Origin of the sequence: Brevibacillus sp. NPDC058079, assembly GCF_042885155.1 — a bacterium.
Taxonomy (GTDB): domain Bacteria; phylum Bacillota; class Bacilli; order Brevibacillales; family Brevibacillaceae; genus Brevibacillus.
Map to the genome: position 1 here is coordinate 347,869 of NZ_JBHVSO010000006.1, position 19,169 is coordinate 367,037.

Here is a 19,169-nt window from a genome sequence, read left to right on the forward strand (position 1 = left end):
CCACGGCACTGTCAATTAATCAATAAACTCAATTTGCTTATTGCTTTTAATAATTCTTTTCAGCTCAGCCGACAGCGTATTAAGTAGCCGATCCACATCTTCTTCTGTACGCAAAGTTTTAGTGACGAGTAAGTTATTTACTTTTACCCGCTCTTTCAGAGGAGCTGTTTTCACCGCTACGTAAGGCTCTTTTCCGTCAACCACTATTTCTGGATTATTGATTTCTTGTTTTTTATAAAACGCTTGAATTTCACGATTAAGTGCAATTCCCTGCTTATCTTTAAAATCGTTGCTTTGAGTTATGGCTGCATCTACCTTGAAAATATCAGAAAGCTCATTCATAACACTATATAAGTTGTCATAGTAAGCTTGAATGCGATTTTTTGTCTCGTCAGATGTGCCCTCTTCACTGGCACGGAGCGTGAGATAATCGAGATCCAACTGAATGACGTTCTTTGCCGCTACTTTCTTCTCTTCAAGTACACTCTGAATTTGCTCATCAATTTTATTCACAAGCTCAGGAATTTCTTTAATTCTACGATAAGGCTGGGCTTCCGTTAAAATCACTTGTAATTTTTCAGCATAACCTTTAATTTCGTTGCTCGATAAATAAACATCGTTCTCTTTGTACTTCTCGATTGCACGAAGTCCTTTATCAAAAATATCTTTTTGGGAGGCGAAGAAGCTCTTCACATACGTAACATCTTCTTCCCAGTCTAACAGGTTATCTTCCAGATCCCGAAGCTTGGTAAAGAACGATACGTTATCTAATCCCTTCGTAAACTCACCGAAATATTCAAGACCTTTTTCCAAGAGACTGCCGCCAGGATATTTTCTGCCTTCGTAGCGGCTTTTTAGTCCATTAATCTCTTTAACTTGATCTTCAATGAACACTCGAATATCTTTAATCAGACCATCCTCATCGTCTGCCACGTCCGTTTTATTGAACACTTGCTTACAGATATTTTTGGCAACTCTAAGTAACGCTTCATCAACTTTGACCCGTTTTACAACAATGGTTTTCTCAACTTCATTTGCCTTGGTCAATGCATTAACGGTGTCGCCGTCTTCTGGCTCCAAGTATTCTGAGTTAAGCCGGAGTCGGATACGTTGTTCTCTCATTAATTCCGCAACCAGACCCGCTATGTCGAGATCCTTCCAACCATACGGCTTGTCCTTGAAACGATCTAATATCACTTTAACCCGTATTTGCTTTTGAATGCTATCTTGTAAGCTGATAAAGTCCATGACTTCTTTTACAGCGAGCTCGTTTGCATTCGTTTGTGTTCCATCGATGGACAGTTGTTCGGTATTCTTTCTTAGTATCGTGATCAAGTCCTTCTCTGAATCCAGGAACTTCTTCACGTAACCAAGCTTTGTATATACATTCTCGACCAACGACTGAAATCCAGCGTTAATCCGCTCTTTTACCAACGAACCTTTGATCTCAGATTTATTGCCGTTAATGTAGAATACGCCGCCTTTGATGGCTTCTTCCAGCAAATCCTTCACTCTGCGTCTACGATCCCTTGCCTCTGCTTGTTTATTATTTAAGATGTTTTGAATGCTCTCTGGAAGCTGTGTCGGATTCTTCTTCTTCCGATACTCTTCGATTTTGAGCACTTCTTCCATTTCTTCCACGTAAGCTTCATTTGCACCCAGCTTTAGAATCATCTCCCCTGTACCAGAAGACATGAGCATTAGCTCTTCTTCGGATTTAGCATAGTGATCAGACAGCGGCGAAAGGATATTGATTCCGATACTTGACGTTTGATTACCAATGTTTTTCTCATCCATCTTCTGGTTGTACTGAAATTGGTATTGTGCAGAATAGCGGTATCTCTTATCATCGTACAAATCTTGAAAGATATATGTGGCAAGCTCACGCTTGATGACATCTTCTTCAATCCTCATGTCCTTGATTTCTCGATTGATATCCTGTTCGTCATCCGTCAGGAATAAGTAGAACTCACCGTTTTTCTGAATGAGTGTCTGAGAGATCAGTTTTCGAAGTGCAACCTTGATTTTCTCCTTCAATGCCAGCTTATCTTCATCGATCTGTGTGACCATTAGCGTGGCAATATTGTCGATGTTAGCAGGAAGCTCTTTGATATACTTAATCATAAACAGCACTTTAAGGAGATCTATGTTAAATTCATCCTCACGTAATGCTGGATTCGCATATGCCCCCTCAATAACCCTTGCGATAGACGGCGTTAAGAACTCTTTGATTGTGTCGTAAAATGCATAAAAAGGAATTAATGTGCCTTCCACCGCATTTTTAAATCGTAAGCCAGCCTCTTTGAAGGCAGAAAGCATCGAGCGTTCACCTTCAGACAAATGTTTACCAGAGCTTCCGTGCTTACGTACTTGTTCGAATACGTTCTGAAGGAGCTTGAATTGATAAGGAAGAAACGGATACACATCAGCAAATTCCCTATCATCTTCATACCCTCTTAAATCCGCAGTGCTGTCCTTAAAGCTTATCAAATTCTTGAGTGTTGCACTCTTCTCATGGTAAAGAAGCTTCAGTTTGTCAGCCGCATGCTCTTTCTTTTCGAGAATCCGTTTCTTGATAACCTCATCAACTGATATGGAGGATAGAGATAGTCTCGTATCGAATCGCCCTTGAATACGGGAAAAATTATCGTCGCCTTTCACCTTAACAATACTATCGATGCTTTCCTGTGAAGTGACCATGATCCATGCCTTGCCTAAGCAGTGTGTCCCAAGATCTTCAGCCATTGTTTGAAGGTTTAACATTAACTGTATATTGTCTCCAATATATTGCCCTATTTCATCAACAAGGAAAATAAGGTGGAAGTTGTTCCCTTTCTGGGCAATGTAATCTTTCACGTCCTTCGAAAACTTCTCGATACTGATTTCAAAGTTATTTACACCATTCTCAAACCAGTTTCTCGCCGTTTCTTCCGACATCGAAGTTACCTTGGTTAAAGCCCCAATGACATAATCTGCATCAAAATAAAAGGTATTTCTACGATCAACCCATTCTTCGCCTGCCGCCGCTTTAAACTCACGCTTAAAGTCCTCATACAAGCCTTCTTTGTTCAGATACTTCTCCATTTCTGCCACACCAGGAATATCGCCGTAGAAGCCCTGATGTTCGTAGAATACTTTAGTAAAAACCCGAAGAATGGCATCTTCTTTGGATTTGTTATCCAATGAGCTTTTCGAATCAATATTGAACAGAATAACTTCGGTTTCTACGTTAGCGGTTCTCTTCATATTGGCAAGAACAATTGGATCTTGGATTTTATCGGCAAAAAAATCGATTGCCCGCTTGTCTTTCGCTTTCTTATTTTCAAGCAAATAGGCAAGAATCTTTAAAAAGTGCGATTTACCCGAACCAAAAAAGCCCGAAATCCATACGCCCATTTTATCGGTATGGCCGTCAATCCCGTGCTGGTAGTTCTCGTAAAACTTAGATAAGTGCTTCTTCAGCTCTCGTGTTACGACATATTCATCGAGTTCCTGATAAATGTTATTCTCATCAGTCTGAGCGACCTTAATTACACCCTTAATGCTACGTTCAATGTCTTTCACAAACATATCTTTGATTAGCACAAACCTTCCCCCTCTGGTCTAATCCACTAAACGAAATGCTCTATAATAGTTGTCGTCTTTGAAACGATCAAATAAGCGAAGTGATAATCCATCGTACTTACCTGGGAAAAACATGATAACAGGGGTCTTATCCAGTATCTCTTGAAGGTTGTTCAGGATATTATGGGAACGAACAAATGGATATACTTTGCCTACACCTGTGATAAGGACAACATCGTGATCCTGCATTTGTTCTTTAATCTTTTGTAGAAAGATTTCAGGCTTCGCAAAGTTTGCCATCGCCTTAAACAAAGCATCTTTCCCCTGTTTCTCCTCCATTTGCGGAATTCGATCAAAAATTCGCTTCTCCTTAGCAATCTCAATGAGCATCTTATATAGATCAAACTCAATGAGCTTGCGATTAGAACCTTCATAATTAAATTCTTTCAATACATGGGAGATGTAATCCCGAACGATCAATTCCTTCTCTGGTTCATAATCAAAGATATAGAAACTGATCTCGTTACCCAGACCTCTACCTTCAATGAACTTGTCTTCCTTTATCTTCGGTATGATCTTGTCCAACCTGCTGTTTAAATTCGCCATACGTCTGCCCTCGCTCATTCACCCATTGCTCGCACAAAAGCAACGTCTCCAATTTGAATCAAATGTCGCTTCAACTGCTCGTCCATCAGAATCCTGCTTAACTCGCCTGTCTTCTTATTCTTCAGTAGTCCTGATTCATACAAAACCTTGATAAACACTTGCTTTAGCTTATTGATTGTCTGTTCAGTCCACCCTGCTACACCTGCATCTTGTTCTGCTTTAGAAGCAAAGTATAAGTTGAGATCTTTCTTTTCAAACAAGTAGCTATCCGACTCAAGCTTTTCGCGGATGACTTCATGCATGAATTCGAAGTAGAGCCTGTCCGTTTTCATGATGGCGTAAAGGTTAATGATTTTACCCGTTACCAGCGATTCTTCCAGTACCATTTTTCTTAAAGTACCATCCAGTACATTTACTCTCCGCAAAACCGATGGCAGGCTCCTTTTAAGACTCGCTTTTACCTTGTATTGAAACAAGTTTTCTGTTATGACCCTTTCCTTTATGTTTGAATCCCCTAATCCCTGCTCTTTAAGACTTACGACCTGCTTAAACTCATAAAACAGGAAAGAAGCCCCAGTTATAGTCGCACTATAATCTAATTCTTGAGACATGATTCAGCTCCCTTCTTTCAACCCACAGATTGTTTATCTTGTACCATTCCGTTCATATGTAATATCCGCTCAATGACCTCAAGCCTTCTCTTACCGCATTGTTGCTTGAGAATTGTAGTAAAGTCATTCTGCTTTAGAATTTTTTTCGAATTGTTGGTGTAAATAACAGATACATTCTTCATCAGGTCTTCTTCACTCATTGAATTTTCCCAGTAAGCATCGACGATACTGTTTAATACACTGGCAAGTTCACGTTGCCTTTTATAGAAGAGTTTGATTTCCACAGAGAACACCTCAAACCACTTTAACTTTTACTCTATTTATATCTTATTCTTACTTTTTTACTTACGCAAGATACATGAAAAAAAGAAAAACCGCTATTTCAGCGGTTCAGTCAATTACTCGTTCTCAAATACCTATTGCCATAACTCTACTACACAGGGAAAAGAGTTGAGGTTGCTGGATTTTTCATTTTACCTCGATCTTTTCCCAAGGCTAATATCAACTATTTCAGGGGTTTATTTTTTCGCTACACTCTTCTCACCAACAAAGCAACCGACTCCACATGCCCCGTATGCGGAAACATATCCACCGGCTGCACTTCCTTCACTTCATACCTCTCCGCCAGCACCTTCAAATCCCTCGCCAACGTAGAAGGATTACAAGACACATAAACCACTCTCTCCGGCTGCATCTCCAAAATCGTCGTTAACAACGCCTCATCACAGCCTTTGCGCGGTGGGTCAACCACAATCACGTCCGCCCGTATGCCCTTCTCTTTCCAAGCAGGAATGACAACCTCTGCAGGTCCAGCCTCAAACGTCGCATTCTCCACGCCGTTCAACTGTGCATTGCGATTCGCATCCGCAATCGCTTCCGGCACAATCTCCACACCGTACACATGCTTGGACTTCTGCGCCAGAAAGAGCGAAATCGTCCCGATGCCGCAGTACGCATCAATAACCGTCTCCGTACCAGTCGCACCCGCATACTCCAACGTCTTGTTGTACAGCACCTCGGTCTGAGCAGGATTGACCTGATAAAACGACCGCGCCGAAATGGCAAACTTGATCGGACCGATATAATCGTAAATCACATCGCTGCCCCAGAGCGTCACGGTCTTTTTACCAAAAATAACGTTGGTCTTGTCCGGGTTGATGTTCTGTACGATACTCGTCACGCCAGCTACCTGTGCACGAATCGCTTCCACCAGCTGATCGCGCTGCGGAATCTGCTCCTCTGTCGTCACGAGAACGACCATGACTTCCCCCGTCTTGACCCCTACCTTGACTACCGCATGGCGGAGTAATCCGGTATTTCGCACCTCGTCATATGCCTTAATATTCAACTTGGTCGCCGCCTGCTTAACGGCTGCCACTGCTTCATCATTCGCCTGATGCTGAATGAGACATTCGTTCATGTCGATGATCGAGTGGGATTTCTCCGCGTAAAAGCCGCCGACCAACGCCCCGTTTTCCTCACCGATTGGTACCTGTGCTTTGTTGCGGTAGCGCCATGGATCACTCATGCCGAGTGTCGGGTGAACCGTAATGGCCCCTTCCCCTTCGACTTGGAAACCGCCAATACGTCGCAGGTTGTCCCGCACGATTTGCTGCTTATGCCGCAGTTGCTCCTCATATACGAGATGCTGCAACGAACAGCCTCCGCAACGGTCGTACAGCGGACAGGGCGGCAGGAAGCGATGGGTGCTCGCTTCTACTACTTCTGTCATCTTGGCAAAGCCGAAGTTTTTCTTCACATGATCGACGCGCGCATGAACTCGCTCTCCTGCAAGTGCGCCATCTACGAACAGCGTATATCCTTCAATCCGGCCGACTCCTGCTCCTTCGTGGTTCAGTCCGGTTATCTCCACTTCCACGGTTTGTCCGACACGTACAGGGACGTCCAGCTCCACTTTGGCTGTCGGGTGCGGACCGCGCCGCTTCTTTGTTGTCTTCGCCACTATCTATTGCTCCTTTTATCTTGCTCTATAGGTTTTCGTTTTCGCTCTAGGAAACATGCAGGGATGCACAGCGAAAAGCGGCATCCCCACGGCTATTGCTATTCATTTTACTATCTTCTTACGGGACGAACAACTCGATATGCCCCGGCAACGCTTCCACCACGCAAGGCAGCTGTCCGCCCAGCTCACCGTCCAGATTGAGCTGAACCGTCTCTCCGCTCGGTGAAGTGGCTTTGATGTAATCTGCCTGGAAATACAGGATGTTTGGGTCCTTCAGGTGCTCGCCGCGAACCGCCTGTGTCGCCAAGCGAATAAACTCCGCAATATTCAACTTCTTCACAACGATGACATCCAGCTTGCCGTCTGACAAATCGGCTTCCGGGGCGATGTTGTCAAAACCGCCTACCGAGCGGCTATTGGCGATGAGGAAAACCATGATTTCTTCATCCAACAGCACCTCTCTACGGCTTTCCAGACGAACACGGATCGGGTGCAGCGACGGCAGCTTCTCCAAACCCTTGACGTAATACGCCATTTGTCCGATTAGCGTTTTCAGCTTGCTCGGAACCTCATAGGTCAAATTCGTCAGTGAGCCGCCACCCGCGATATTCATAAAATAGCGGTTGTTGATGCGTCCCAGGTCAATACGTTTCTTCTTGCCCTTGGCGATAATCTCCGTTGCACGCGTGATCGATTTCGGTATACCGACCGCCCGGGCAAAATCATTACTCGTTCCGCAGGGGATTATTCCAAGAGATGGACGTGCTTTATGCTCTGCCATCCCATTGACTACTTCATATATGGTTCCATCTCCACCAGCGGCCAGGATGACGTCAAAACCGCGAGCTACTGCACGAGCAGCTTCTTCTGTCGCATCATCTTCCCCTTTGGTCGCATAGCATGAAGTTTCATATCCGGCCGACTCCATTAAATCGAGGATTTCCGGCAATCGCCGACGCACGATCTCCCGGCCGGAGCTTGGATTGTAGATTAATCTGGCTCGTTTCAAGGCAGATACCTTCTTCCTTCCCTCGCTCACGGGGGTACTCTCTTCCATCATATCCTGTATAGCCATTTTTGGGAATCGCTATGCTCAATGTAGCGTGATAAGATAGAAAAAGATGGAAATTAAGGAGATAGGGGAGACGCTTGTGAAGAAGATCATCGTGGGAGTAGATGTGGGTGGCACTGCAATCAAGATGGCTTTGATTACGCCAGGCGGTGAGCTGGTTACAAAAATGCAAGAACCGACGCCTGTTGCGGACGGCGAGGATGGCATTTTGCAAAAAATCGTAGACATGTCTCATGATCTTCTTGCGCAGCATGACTATTCTCTTTCGCAAGTCTGCGGAATCGGTGTAGGAGTACCCGGACCCGTCGATGGCGGGAAGGGAATTGTCTTCCAAGCGGTGAATCTTCACTGGCGCCAACCCGTTTTATTAAAGGAAAAATTGGAATCCCTTACAGGTCTGTCAGTCGCGGTTGACAACGATGCCAATGTCGCAGCCCTCGGGGAAATGTGGCAAGGTGCAGGCCAAGGTGCACAAGACCTCGTTCTCATCACACTCGGCACAGGTGTAGGTGGAGGCGTCATTTTGAATGGAAAGGTGATCCATGGTATCAACGGTGTTGGCGGCGAAATCGGTCACATCACCATGACCCCGGATAGCGGTGCCCCCTGCAATTGCGGCAAAACAGGTTGTCTCGAAACATATACCTCTGCGACTGCTATCATTCGTGAAGGGCGATTTGCAGCTACAAACGGATCAAGCCCGGCGCTTGCTGCTGTACTTGCCGCCAAAGGAACCATTGCTGCCAAGGATGTCCTCGAAGCAGCCGTAGCAGGTGACACAGCGGCTCTCGCGATTATCGATCAAGTGGCGCTCTATCTCGGTCTCGCGCTCTCTCATTTGGCGAATGTTCTCAATCCGGCGAAGTTTATGATCGGTGGAGGCGTGGCCGCAGCAGGTGACTTCCTCTTTTCCCGAATCCGTGAATCATTCAAACGCTTTGTTCCATTCACCTACGTCGTCGAGTCCACAGAGATCGTTCCTGCCGAACTCGGCAATGATGCGGGTGTGTACGGTGCGGGCTGGTTAATCCGCTCACAAATGAACGAATCCTGATCGGGCCACATAAAAAAAATGGACGCTCCTGCACGTGAATCCTCACAGCAAGAGCGTCTTTTTGGTATAACTTTATGAAGAAGCCTGCCTGGGTGCCAGCTCTGGCTCGCCGCCTTTGCCCGAAACAATCAACGCAGCACCGACTAGCACGGCACATCCTCCCAACAGCTGAAGAAGGCTAAAAGCTTCGCCAAACAACATCGCCGAAAACCCAAACGTGACAACGGGCTCCAGCGTGCTTAGTACCGACGCTTTGGTTGACCCGATCAGTTGCAAGCCGCGGAAGAAAAAACTGATGGCGACCACCGTAGAAAAAACGACGATCCCCAGAAGCGCCCACCACCCTTGTACCGCAAAAGACAGGTCGACACCTCCGTCTTTTAGCGCAATGAAAAAGGTAGAAATGGTAGCAAACAGGACGATGTACGCAGACGTTACATAGGACGAAACGCCTTTTACCACTCGATTCCCACCACAATTTGAACGCTCCCACCACTAAGGCTAGTGCCTTGAAGTGGGGGATTCTTGGGTAATCACCTTTACCGAAGTGAAATGCGCCAAGCTATCCCTGTCGTTCCGACAGTTAAGTTGTTTCACACAACAACCGTAGTCCTTCTCGCACAATATTGATCGCAGCATTCTCGTCACGATCATGCCGTGTCCCGCAGTACGAACATGTCCATTCTCGCAAGTTCAGATTCTTGACGTCTCTGTTGCGGTTCCCGCATTTTGGCGTGGAGCAAAGTTGGCTGGAAGGAAACTGTTTGCCAACAAGGGAGAGCGTTCGTCCATACCATTCGGCTTTGTAGATCATCATGGCGCGAAAAGTGGACCATGACGCATCGGCAATGCTTTTCGCCAGCTTGTGATTCTTGATCAGGTATTTCACTTGCAAATCCTCCAAACAGATCACTTTGTTTTCGTGAATCAGCCTAGTGGACAGTTTATGCAGGAAGTCATTTCGGGTGTTGGCAACTTTTTCGTGCAAGATCGCTACTTTTTTCTCGCTTTGTCGTAATTTTTTCCGCCTTTTTTTCGGCGTGAAAGCCGCCTTTGCCATTGGTTCAGTTTCTTTTCGTACAGACGAAGGTACTTGGGATTCTTGATCTTTTCCCCCGTGGAAAACGTAGCAAATTCTTTGAGACCCAGGTCAATGCCAATGGTTTTCTCTTTGTCCACAGGAATATTCGGAGAGTAAGGTACCTCACAAAGCACCGAAACAAAATATTTCCCGCTAGCATTTCGTCTAACCGTGACGTTTAGAATCCGTCCCTCTACCTCTCTTGATTTTGCGAATGTCACCCAGCCAAGTTTCGGCAGCTTGATTTGGTTCCCAGCGATCCGGATGTTTCCATTCGTATATTTCGTGGTATAAGACTGGACTTTATTCTTCTTGCTTTTGAAACGTGGCGCTTCATTTTGTCTCTTGAAAAATCGTGTGAAAGCATCTGCGAGGTTGTTGAGGGAAGATTGAAGGGCTGTGCTGTCTACTTCTTGGAGCCAAGACTGTTCTTTTTTTAACTGTGGCAGTTGAGCAGAACAAGAATGGTAAGATAACCCCTTGCCCGTTTGTTTGTAGGTTTCGTTCCAATGTGCCAGAAATCGATTGAACACAAAGCGACTGCATCCCAATGTCTTCGAGATGAGTATGGCTTGTTCAAGGTTGGGAAAAATGCGAAATTGGAAAGCCTTTTTACGGAGCATCCTGATTCATCTCCTCGCAGGAAGAGTTTACCATGACAAGAACGTATGTTCCACAAAAATATTGCGGGAGCAACCGAAAAAAAACAGAAGTCCTTCCTTCGCAGCGCCGATTCATCCCCCACTTTCGCCAAGCTATGCATGGCTTAGAAGTGGAAGTCTTCTCGGCTGTTATGATAAAAACCGCAAAAACAAGAGCGTTGAAACAGACACACCCGCTTCGTAGGCGTACACAGCGAAAATAGACATGACGCCAAAGCCAGCAGCCGATCCGAAAATATATAACACACCGACATACAGCGGATTCACAACATTTCACCAGCTTTCTCGAAATGACAGCGACAAAAGAAGCAACAGGGCAGGTTCATCTCCGTGTTCAGTGCTTTAACCCCGCTCCTTCTCTACGGAATATGCGCGACGCGAGAAAAATAGTGAAAACCACATAGACAAGCAAGGAGCCAATCCCTAGGAGTGCATGCATCGGGTCGACCTTGCCATAAAACACTTCCTTGGACAGTGCGACACCGTTGAACACAGGCATGACGTAGTAATGCGCAGGGATGTCGACCGGACTGACTGGCATCAGCATGTACGAGGGAACCATCGCCAAAAATATGACAGCACTCATGTACGTCTGCCCCTCTTTAAAAGACTTGGCAATCGTACTCAAAACAAGCTCCAACCCTGCAAAAAGCGCCGCCAACAACAAAATCGTCACGATGAGCACCAACAAAGTGGCAGGTGAGAAGAAGGCGAGTGTAAAATGATCTCCTTCCATCCCCATCGGTCCCATACGCATGGCCAGGGTGACAGAAATCAGCGACGCTACTGCCCCCATGGTACTCATAGTCATGACAGCCAACAGCTTTGCCGTGAGGATGTGCTGGGCTGCAATCGGCGCCGTCAACAGCGATTCGAGCGTTCCCCGCTCTTTCTCACCAGCGACGAGATCATTCGCTGCGGCCATTCCCGCGGATGCCAGTGAGACTACCAACATCAACGGAATGATGCCAGCCAGCATCCCTCCCGACTTCCTTTCCTCAGAGGCTGCATTTTGAAAGGTGGGGACAATCGGTTGAATCGTCTGCTCGGACAAGCCCGCTTGGTTCAACCTTTTCGCTACGACGTCTTTGCTGTAAGACTCTACTGTCTGCTCGATCAACGTACGGGCATAGACAGACTTTTGATTGGTGGAGTCATAGGCAACCGATAACTGAGCTGTTTTTCCCGCCGCGATCTCCTCATCGAAGCCAGCCGGAATCGTCAAAATAGCGCGCAGCTGACCTGCTTGCAGTGCTTGCTCCGGATTGGCTGGCTCCAGGATTTGAACGGCAGAATTTTTTTGCAAAACCGCAATCAATGAGGATGATCCTTGAACCGCTAACGGGATGTACTCCCTCGCTTCTTTTTCCACATTGCTATAGGACGTCCCCAGCAAAAAGAAGACGAACGGAATGACGAGCAATGGCACCAGGAGCGTCCCCATCCACGCCTTGCGATCGCGAAACAAGTCCATCAGTTCTTTTTTCAATACGGTCCAAACGACATGCGAGCCCATCAGCCTTCGCTCCCTTCCACGACAGCCATGAAAATGTCGTCCAGATCCTCTGTCCCAAACTGCTCGCGTAAAGCATCCAATCCCCCGGCGAACCGCAGCTTACCCTTGTGCATAAGCGCAACCCTTTTGCACAGCTTGTTAATCTCGCCCATGTTGTGACTGGAAAACAGAATCGTCTTTCCCTCCTCTTGCAGCTTTCTGACCATTCTTCGAAAGATTGTAGCAGCCGTTACATCCAGTCCTGTCGTCGGTTCATCCAGCAAAATGACATCGGGATCGTGTACGAGCGTCCGGGCAATCGCCACCTTTTGCTTCATTCCCCGGGAAAAGGCCCCCACTCGCCTGTCGATAAAATCATCCATCTCAAGCATCCGGCTCAGACTATGAATCCGCTCCTCAAGCCTCGCTTGCTCCAATCCGTATAGACGACCGAAATACGCGATATTTTCCCGCGCTGTCAAACGGCTGTAAAGACCCACATCTCCCCCGAACAAAATGCCGATTCTGCGGCGCACTTCAAGTGGTTGCTGTCGAACGGAAAACCCACTAATCTCGATGTCTCCCTCGGTCGGGGTCAAAACCGTCGCCATCATCCGCATCGTCGTTGTCTTTCCCGCACCGTTTTCTCCGAGAAGTCCGTAAACCTCGCCTGCCTCGACCCGAAACGATACATGCTGGACCGCTGCGATCTCCTTGAATCGCTTGCTAACATCCTTGACCTCAATCAACAGCAGCCCCTCCTCTCCCGTACTTTCACTAGAATCGTACCTTCAGCAAGAACGACGCCCGCTTTTCTCCCGTAAACGTCACCTGTACGACACCCGTCCGCCCGCGCAAAACCCGCGGTATGACTCCAGTGACATGGAATTCCCGCCGCTTCTCATCGACTCGCGCGACAGACACGGAGCCTGGGGGCGAAAAGACCTTGTCGCCTTCCAGTGTGTAAAACGAAAGGGTGATTTCTCCGGTTTGCCCGTGGGCCTCTCCCGAAAAACGGATGATTTCCATCATTCCTGACACCGCTGACACTCCCGTGAGGTCAAAAAGCGGGTGACGCAGGTTCGCAAGCGTCTGCCCTTTTTTCCAGTCCTGCAAAAACGCATCAAACTCCTGCACAGCTACCATCCACGCCGCCGAGGAAGTCGTAGGGACATGCGAAGGTATCGCACCAAACACTAGCGCAGAAGACGTCAGCACCAGTGGCAACCAAATAGAAAACATGCTAATTCCCTCCAATAATTGGTTGCCCTTAGCATGCCCTCACAAAAGTTACCCGTATGTGTCTTTGGCGAATCTGAATCTTTTGACTTTGAAAGCTGTAATCCTCGTATCCTACAGAGGATAACGCTCTTTCCACTTTGTCAGGGAAAAGTCTTCAAACAGCGCGACGAAAGCCTCCGTATCGTTAATATAATGACGAGTTTCTTTTGCCTCTGGATTCTTTTCTAGAAACAGAGTCGCTACCAAATGGCTGACAGGAACACCTTCTGCCTCTTGATCATAAATGCCTCGCTCAGCGAGTACTTTTCCAAAAAAACGCACATAGGTGACGGTTATTGTTTTTTCTTGACCGTTTTCTTGCCATGTAGAAATGGAACGATCAAATGTATCAGACGGTGATCCACCTTTTCCAGGTGCCACACTTTCTCCTGCAACAGAAATGAGCTTCATGTACTTCCATCCTCCTTTTTCTTCCTGTACGTTCATTATAGGGGAGAGTGGAAATTGTTACAAATTGCTTTGTCATCTGCCATTGGAAAAACCACTGCCTTTATTTGTCTGATACACTAGATAGAACAGTTTAAAAAACTCCGAAATTTTTTCGCATCCCGTGTCAGATAATCCGTGAACCAGAAGTCTACACTGTAAATCAACAAATCACGAGGAGTTATTGCGATGGATCACTTGATAATCAGGCCCAAGACTCATGAGGAACACACCCAGATAGAAGACGAGGCTCTGGTAGAGCAGGCAAAAGCCGGAGATCAGGAGGCGTTTAGCGAGCTGGTCAGGCGTCATCGCTCCAAAGTATACGGCTATGCACGGTCGTACACACAAGAAGCCTTTCTTGCCGAAGACATCGTTCAGGATGCTCTCATTCGCGCCTTTTTGCACCTTGGAACGCTGGTGGACAGTCGACGTTTCCTTCCTTGGCTGCATCGGATTGTGCGTAATCAGGCGTACACCCGGCTTTCGAAGGGTCCGCAAAAAAGGGAAACCGTCTTCTCGAGTCTAGGCAAACAGACGCATGAGCAGGAACCGACTGACTGGGAAGACCTCGATAGTATCCTGCACAGGCTGGGACGGTCTTGGTCACACTCTGCGCAGAACACCAATCCTGAAGAAGTCATGGTGCGGCGTGAACTGTTTGAGACGATCAGGAGCCTGCTGTACTGCCTCAATCCTCGGGAGAGACGCATTGTGGAATCTCACTTTTTTGACCATTTGGCCCCTCATGAGATCGCCCACATGTTCCAGATGTCCCAGGCGAATGTCTACCAAGTGCTATCGCGTTCTCGCAAAAAACTGATTCAGGAAAAAACTCGTGTCGTTGTTGATCAATACATGAAGACGAGAAAGGTTGCGGGGAGTATGAAACAAGCAGTATTGAATAAACCAGAAGCATTCACGATGCCTACTTGGGTTACTTGCGCAGCAGCACTATACGGATTGGTAGAATCGACTGAACGAAAAATGTCTTTGCCGATGATCCTTGGCCTGAGCGGCCATGCCTTTCGCTTGACGATCGTTCCTGAAAATATTCATATTGCGGGCCCGACGATGTTTCACTTTCAGCGAGTCTTGCAGCAGGGTTTGAAAAACATGGGCTTTGAATCTCGTGCCGTCACCTCGTATCATCTTTCCTGCGAGCCAAGCATTAATGCCAATCAAGTAGAACCTTCGCTGCTCAGCCCGGAAGCACGCCAGAAGCGCCAGCTGTCTGTCCTCTTGCCGGAAGCATTGGATCTGGTTCACCGCTCCATCGACAAAGGGCACCCTGTGCTTGCTTGGGACCTGTTCATGCCAGAGTTCGGATTGATCTACGGCTATGATGATGAAAAAAGGGTGTTTTTCGCAGGAGATAACTGCCGAAACGACAGCACCATTCCTTATGAAAACTTGGGGCGGGGTATCCTCGAGGAGCTATTTGTCCTTGCCATCGACCGTGCGTTTCCGATCGATCAACGCACGATGCTCGCAAATGCCCTCCAATCTGCACTCGTTCATTATCGTGGAGAAGAACCGCAGGACCCGAGCTGCGTCAATGGTCTAGCCGCCTATGCTGCTTGGCAGGAAGCCTATGAAAAGGGAACGGTTGAGCCGAATGGCAACGCGTATACGACCGTGGTGAACGGGGATGCACGTCGCTACGCCTCTCTTTTCTGGAGCGAAATCGTTGATACGTGGACAGATTCTGAGTTTGATGAGGTTCGCCCATTGATGAAAGAAGCGGCTGGCTTGTACGGGGCGATTGCCGATGGCTTTGTCACGTTAAGCAAGCTTTTCCCGTTCCCGGCTGGAGGCGAGCCAAACGATGCGGAGCAGGGTAAGCAAGCTATTGCGTTGTTGCAGGCTATTGAGCGAAATGAGCGTGCTGCCGTATCTGTACTGGAACAAATACAGACGGGACTCACTGCAAATCAGGCGCGCACATAAAAGGGACAGAAAAAAGAACGCAGTCAGAAAAACTGCGTTCTTTTTCGTTCGAATTATTCCTCGTATTCGCCCCATTCAAGTGTGCCGTTTACGGCATCTACGTAAGGCCAGCCCTTGCTCTTGTCAACCGTATAGACAAGGGTGAGAAAAGGAGCTTGCTTGCCATTGTAGGTTGGCCAGAAGTAGGACAGCTTTACAGGTAGATTTTTGGCTACGATTTCAGCAGCTTGTTGCTCCGTTACGGATGGCTTCAGGATGGGAAGAGTACCCTCTTTTTCCGGTAAATTCGCAATGAAAGTAAATACCTGTCCACTCTCTATATCGACCATCATCCAATAGTAACGGTCGAACACAGGCAAACCATCGTGCAGTTCATAAAACATGAAAGTATACGTTCCTGTTCCTGTATCCTCCTCCTCTTTACCCTCTCCCTCATTCAACTCAATCATCCAATCGGCCAATTTCGGCTGTTTGTATGGATCAAATATCTCAACCTGCCATTCAGTAGAGGATTTAGCGACATATGGCTCGATGAAGGAAATTGCTTTTTTCAAGGCTTCTTCTTTCGATAAGGGAACAGGCAGGCTTTTTGTTTCCATAAAAATATCCGCACTAGTGACCGCTCCCGTAGAAGCATCCACCGAAATGGATACGTGTTCATACCCAAACTCATCGCTCCAGGAATGTATGAACTCACCATCAACTTCTTCTGTGATGTATTCTGTGAACATCACCTTCGTATCCACGTCAAACAAGCCCGCCACGACTTTTTCTCCATCTGCCCTGCTTTTGACAATAAGCGGCTCTCCTTTTGGCGATAGCGTGAGCTTCTTCAAATTGGCAGGGTTTCTTTTTCCATCCCCAGCAATCTCTGTTCCCTGCATGAAGTCAATCTGCTTTCCTGTCACGGCATCGATGTAAGCGTTATTCATCCATGCGTATTGCATGCCCGGCTTGGCATCTTTCCCTTCCAGCACATAGCCCAAACCAAGACGCTCAGGAGTGAAAAACTGCTTTTTGACAGCTTCAGGTGTCAGTGCCGTTTTCGGATCTGGGACCTTGGTATCTTTCAAATCAAGTAGCTCACTGGATACACCCAAGATATGACCAGCATAATCGGTCGACACGTATATGCCCAGCCCATTCCCCAATATCTCCAGCCCATTTAGTTCAACTGGATAATAAACGGAGCGGTATATTGTTGAGTTATCAGTCAAATATTCAGGGTCTTCCTTTTTAACAGCTTTGGATAATTTAGGCGAGCCTGCTTGTTTTCTTTTGTCTGCCCCTAATAACTCAAGCACTGCTTTTTCTGCCCGTTGCAAAATAATCTCGTCTGTCGCAATTTCACCTTGCTTCCAAATATGCAAACTGGCGCTGTACATGAACAACTCACCTGTTTTTCTGTCAAAGACAACAGTGGCACTCATGTCATTGGATTCGGGACTTTCCAGATTGAAGTTTAACAGATTTTCATCCATTTCATGTTTCACAATCGTTCGTTTCGTCAATGCTTTCAATGCAGGCTCCAGCTTTTCTAAAGCAGCTACGATCTGAGTGGCCCGCTCCGGGAGCTTCTCCTCGCTTTTTGTTGCAGATGCACTGTGGCTAGGATGGATTTCAGGACTTGCAGCCAGGGCTGTTCCACTTGTTCCTGGCAACATCATTGCTATTGTCAATGCGATTGCTGTGCGTTTTCCATTTCGTTTCATAAAATCTCCTCCTTCTTTCTTACTCCTCGTACTCTCCCCATTTAAACGATCCGTTTACGGCATCTACAATTGGCCAGCCTTTGCTGGTATCGAGCTTGTAAACGAGAATGGGTGCATTCTTCTCTCCTGATCTCGGCCAGATATAGGTCAAAGTTACCGGTACCTGTTTGGAAATAATATCTGCTGTCTGTTGGGCTGTTACAGATGGTTTGAGCACAGGATATTTACGATCCTCTGCTGGAACCGATGCCACGAATTCGACGACTTGTCCCTTATTTGGATCAATTGCTACTCCGTAGGAATACTCCATGAGCGGTATCCCATTTTGTTTTTCGAAAAACAAAAAGCCATACTGCTCGACGGATTTCTTGTCCTCTTTCTTGAGTTCCTCATACATTTCGACTTGCCACTCGGCTTTTTTAGCATGAGGCTCAAGGAACGTAATCGCCTTTTGCAAGGATTGCTCTTTTGTTAGGGGCACTGAGAGATTTTCGATATGTGCCCAATTTACGTATCCGCCGATATCGCCAGTCACTTCGTTCACCATAATAGAGGCCCGATTAAAATCGATAGTGTTCGACCAATCATAAGTGATTTCGCCCTGCTGTTCATCTTTTCGATAGGTTGTATACAACTTCTTGGCATCAACCTCAAACAAATTCTCTAAAATTTGCTGATCGGTTGCGCCTTTTGAAATGAATGGCTTCCCTTGGGGTTTCAAAGAAATGTCCTTGATATCAGATGTATGGAGTTTTCCATCCCCTTCTTCTGCTGTCCATTCCATTTCGATCTGTTTTCCCGTCAATGCATCAAATACAGGTGACGTCCTCATGGTATATTCAATTCCGGGTTTCCCATCTGTTCCTTCCCATACATAGCCATAACGAAGGCGTTCGGGCGTAAATATTTGCTTCTGAATCTCTTCTTTTGCCACAGCTTTCTTCGGATCAGCAACTTGTATCCCCGTCAAATCGAGCGGTTGAAAAAATAGTCCTAATAAATGCCCGCCTGAATCCATTTCCACCTCGATACCGTAGCGCGTTTCGTCTATTTCCAGACCATTTAGCAGAATCGGAAAATACACATTCGGGTATATAAATGACACTTCTTCACCGTATACCGTTTTCAACAATTGAGGAGCATCCGTCATGTTTCGCTTCTTTTCTCCGAGCAACTCTTGCACAGCTTTCTCAGCTTTTTGCACGATGGCTTCGTCTGTTACTTTTTCATTCTCGTCCCAAATGAATTCAGAAGCCTCATAACCAAGTAATTCACCGCTATGGCGATCAAAAAGCAGATACGTACTCTTTTCTGTATCGTCAGGATGGCTCATATACAAATCCACTTGGTTTTCATCGTAGTCAGAAATAACGACCTCCCGGAACGTCAGAGCTTTTAAAGCAGGCTCCAGCTTCTCCAGTGCAGCGACAATCTCTAGCGCTCGAGCAGGTAGCTTGACTTGGTCTTTAGATGGGGTTTCTGCATTTTTCAAGATCATTTCCGGACTTGCAGCAAATGCCTGGGCACCCGTTCCCAGCAGCATGGTTGTCACTGCAAAAGCCGCCGTTGCACTTTTCCAATTTTGTGTCATGAACATTTCTCCTAATCAATTATGATGATAGCTACGCATTCTATCTTACTTTTTTTCCACTATTTAGCATAGCTTACCCC

General features: G+C 46.7%; 15 protein-coding genes and 2 pseudogenes. 2 read left to right on the plus strand and 15 right to left on the minus strand.

Going from position 1 to position 19,169, the window contains the following annotated elements:
• Positions 1–15 precede the first annotated feature (15 nt).
• The 6 genes from brxC to ACFVS2_RS19840 all read right to left on the minus strand — a co-directional run bounded on the left by brxC (position 16) and on the right by ACFVS2_RS19840 (position 7,753).
• Entirely contained in the window at positions 16–3,585 is a 3,570-nt protein-coding gene (gene brxC, locus ACFVS2_RS19815) for a BREX system P-loop protein BrxC (protein WP_390236820.1), read from the minus strand.
• An 18-nt stretch (positions 3,586–3,603) separates the two neighbouring features.
• Complete coding sequence (locus ACFVS2_RS19820; protein ID WP_390236822.1) at positions 3,604–4,170, minus strand: DUF1788 domain-containing protein; 567 nt, start codon at positions 4,168–4,170, stop codon at positions 3,604–3,606.
• A 14-nt stretch (positions 4,171–4,184) separates the two neighbouring features.
• Positions 4,185–4,781, minus strand: coding sequence for a DUF1819 family protein (locus ACFVS2_RS19825; protein ID WP_390236823.1), 597 nt, complete (start codon positions 4,779–4,781; stop codon positions 4,185–4,187).
• 17 nt (positions 4,782–4,798) lie between these two features.
• A complete protein-coding gene (locus ACFVS2_RS19830) occupies positions 4,799–5,065 on the minus strand; it encodes a TIGR04540 family protein (RefSeq protein ID WP_390236825.1) in 267 nt (88 codons plus the stop codon).
• Positions 5,066–5,310: 245 nt separating this feature from the next.
• On the minus strand, positions 5,311–6,744 hold the full coding sequence (gene rlmD, locus ACFVS2_RS19835; protein WP_390236827.1) for a 23S rRNA (uracil(1939)-C(5))-methyltransferase RlmD: 1,434 nt from the start codon (positions 6,742–6,744) through the stop codon (positions 5,311–5,313).
• A 118-nt stretch (positions 6,745–6,862) separates the two neighbouring features.
• On the minus strand, positions 6,863–7,753 hold the full coding sequence (locus ACFVS2_RS19840; protein WP_390236829.1) for a diacylglycerol kinase: 891 nt from the start codon (positions 7,751–7,753) through the stop codon (positions 6,863–6,865).
• 112 nt (positions 7,754–7,865) lie between these two features.
• Between ACFVS2_RS19840 and ACFVS2_RS19845 the strand changes: the two genes are divergently transcribed.
• Positions 7,866–8,870 (plus strand): ROK family glucokinase, encoded by a 1,005-nt coding sequence (locus ACFVS2_RS19845; protein ID WP_452101544.1) that lies wholly within the window; start codon positions 7,866–7,868, stop codon positions 8,868–8,870.
• Between the two features lie 72 nt (positions 8,871–8,942).
• On the opposite strand, the gene ACFVS2_RS19850 is transcribed toward ACFVS2_RS19845, so the two are convergent.
• The 7 genes and pseudogenes from ACFVS2_RS19850 to ACFVS2_RS19880 all read right to left on the minus strand — a co-directional run bounded on the left by ACFVS2_RS19850 (position 8,943) and on the right by ACFVS2_RS19880 (position 13,800).
• The gene (locus ACFVS2_RS19850; protein ID WP_390236833.1) at positions 8,943–9,332 is read right to left on the minus strand and encodes an EamA family transporter; all 390 of its coding nucleotides are present in this window, start codon (positions 9,330–9,332) and stop codon (positions 8,943–8,945) included.
• A 121-nt stretch (positions 9,333–9,453) separates the two neighbouring features.
• Positions 9,454–10,574: pseudogene (gene tnpB, locus ACFVS2_RS19855) on the minus strand (IS200/IS605 family element RNA-guided endonuclease TnpB).
• A gap of 174 nt (positions 10,575–10,748) precedes the next feature.
• A pseudogene (locus ACFVS2_RS19860) lies at positions 10,749–10,880 on the minus strand (DMT family transporter); the annotation flags it as partial.
• 67 nt (positions 10,881–10,947) lie between these two features.
• Positions 10,948–12,129: an ABC transporter permease gene (locus ACFVS2_RS19865; RefSeq protein WP_390236835.1), complete on the minus strand. Its 1,182-nt coding sequence runs from the start codon at positions 12,127–12,129 to the stop codon at positions 10,948–10,950.
• Complete coding sequence (locus ACFVS2_RS19870) at positions 12,129–12,857, minus strand: ABC transporter ATP-binding protein (RefSeq protein ID WP_173618289.1); 729 nt, start codon at positions 12,855–12,857, stop codon at positions 12,129–12,131. Before ACFVS2_RS19870 ends, ACFVS2_RS19865 begins: the two co-directional genes overlap by 1 nt.
• A gap of 28 nt (positions 12,858–12,885) precedes the next feature.
• Positions 12,886–13,350, minus strand: a complete 465-nt coding sequence (locus ACFVS2_RS19875) for a hypothetical protein (RefSeq protein ID WP_390236838.1) — start codon at positions 13,348–13,350, stop codon at positions 12,886–12,888.
• 111 nt (positions 13,351–13,461) lie between these two features.
• Complete coding sequence (locus ACFVS2_RS19880) at positions 13,462–13,800, minus strand: hypothetical protein (RefSeq protein WP_173618291.1); 339 nt, start codon at positions 13,798–13,800, stop codon at positions 13,462–13,464.
• Between the two features lie 225 nt (positions 13,801–14,025).
• On the opposite strand from ACFVS2_RS19880, the gene ACFVS2_RS19885 reads away from it, so the two are divergent.
• The gene (locus ACFVS2_RS19885; RefSeq protein WP_390236840.1) at positions 14,026–15,786 is read left to right on the plus strand and encodes an RNA polymerase sigma factor; all 1,761 of its coding nucleotides are present in this window, start codon (positions 14,026–14,028) and stop codon (positions 15,784–15,786) included.
• Positions 15,787–15,839: 53 nt separating this feature from the next.
• Here ACFVS2_RS19885 and ACFVS2_RS19890 read toward each other — a convergent pair whose 3' ends face one another.
• Both ACFVS2_RS19890 and ACFVS2_RS19895 read right to left on the minus strand, forming a co-directional pair.
• Positions 15,840–17,498: a YcdB/YcdC domain-containing protein gene (locus ACFVS2_RS19890; protein WP_390236841.1), complete on the minus strand. Its 1,659-nt coding sequence runs from the start codon at positions 17,496–17,498 to the stop codon at positions 15,840–15,842.
• Positions 17,499–17,517: 19 nt separating this feature from the next.
• Entirely contained in the window at positions 17,518–19,089 is a 1,572-nt protein-coding gene (locus ACFVS2_RS19895; RefSeq protein WP_390236843.1) for a YcdB/YcdC domain-containing protein, read from the minus strand.
• Between the last annotated feature and the right edge of the window lie 80 nt (positions 19,090–19,169).

Bases quoted from the DNA above. Each gene is read 5' to 3' on its own strand.
- ACFVS2_RS19865 (WP_390236835.1), bottom strand. From the start codon at position 12,129: ATGGGCTCGCATGTCGTTTGGACCGTATTGAAAAAAGAACTGATGGAC.
- ACFVS2_RS19880 (WP_173618291.1), bottom strand. From the start codon at position 13,800: ATGAAGCTCATTTCTGTTGCAGGAGAAAGTGTGGCACCTGGAAAAGGT.
- ACFVS2_RS19875 (WP_390236838.1), bottom strand. From the start codon at position 13,350: ATGTTTTCTATTTGGTTGCCACTGGTGCTGACGTCTTCTGCGCTAGTG.
- ACFVS2_RS19895 (WP_390236843.1), bottom strand. From the start codon at position 19,089: ATGACACAAAATTGGAAAAGTGCAACGGCGGCTTTTGCAGTGACAACC.
- ACFVS2_RS19885 (WP_390236840.1), top strand. From the start codon at position 14,026: ATGGATCACTTGATAATCAGGCCCAAGACTCATGAGGAACACACCCAG.
- ACFVS2_RS19820 (WP_390236822.1), bottom strand. From the start codon at position 4,170: ATGGCGAATTTAAACAGCAGGTTGGACAAGATCATACCGAAGATAAAG.
- ACFVS2_RS19845 (WP_452101544.1), top strand. From the start codon at position 7,866: ATGGAAATTAAGGAGATAGGGGAGACGCTTGTGAAGAAGATCATCGTG.
- ACFVS2_RS19825 (WP_390236823.1), bottom strand. From the start codon at position 4,781: ATGTCTCAAGAATTAGATTATAGTGCGACTATAACTGGGGCTTCTTTC.
- ACFVS2_RS19890 (WP_390236841.1), bottom strand. From the start codon at position 17,498: ATGAAACGAAATGGAAAACGCACAGCAATCGCATTGACAATAGCAATG.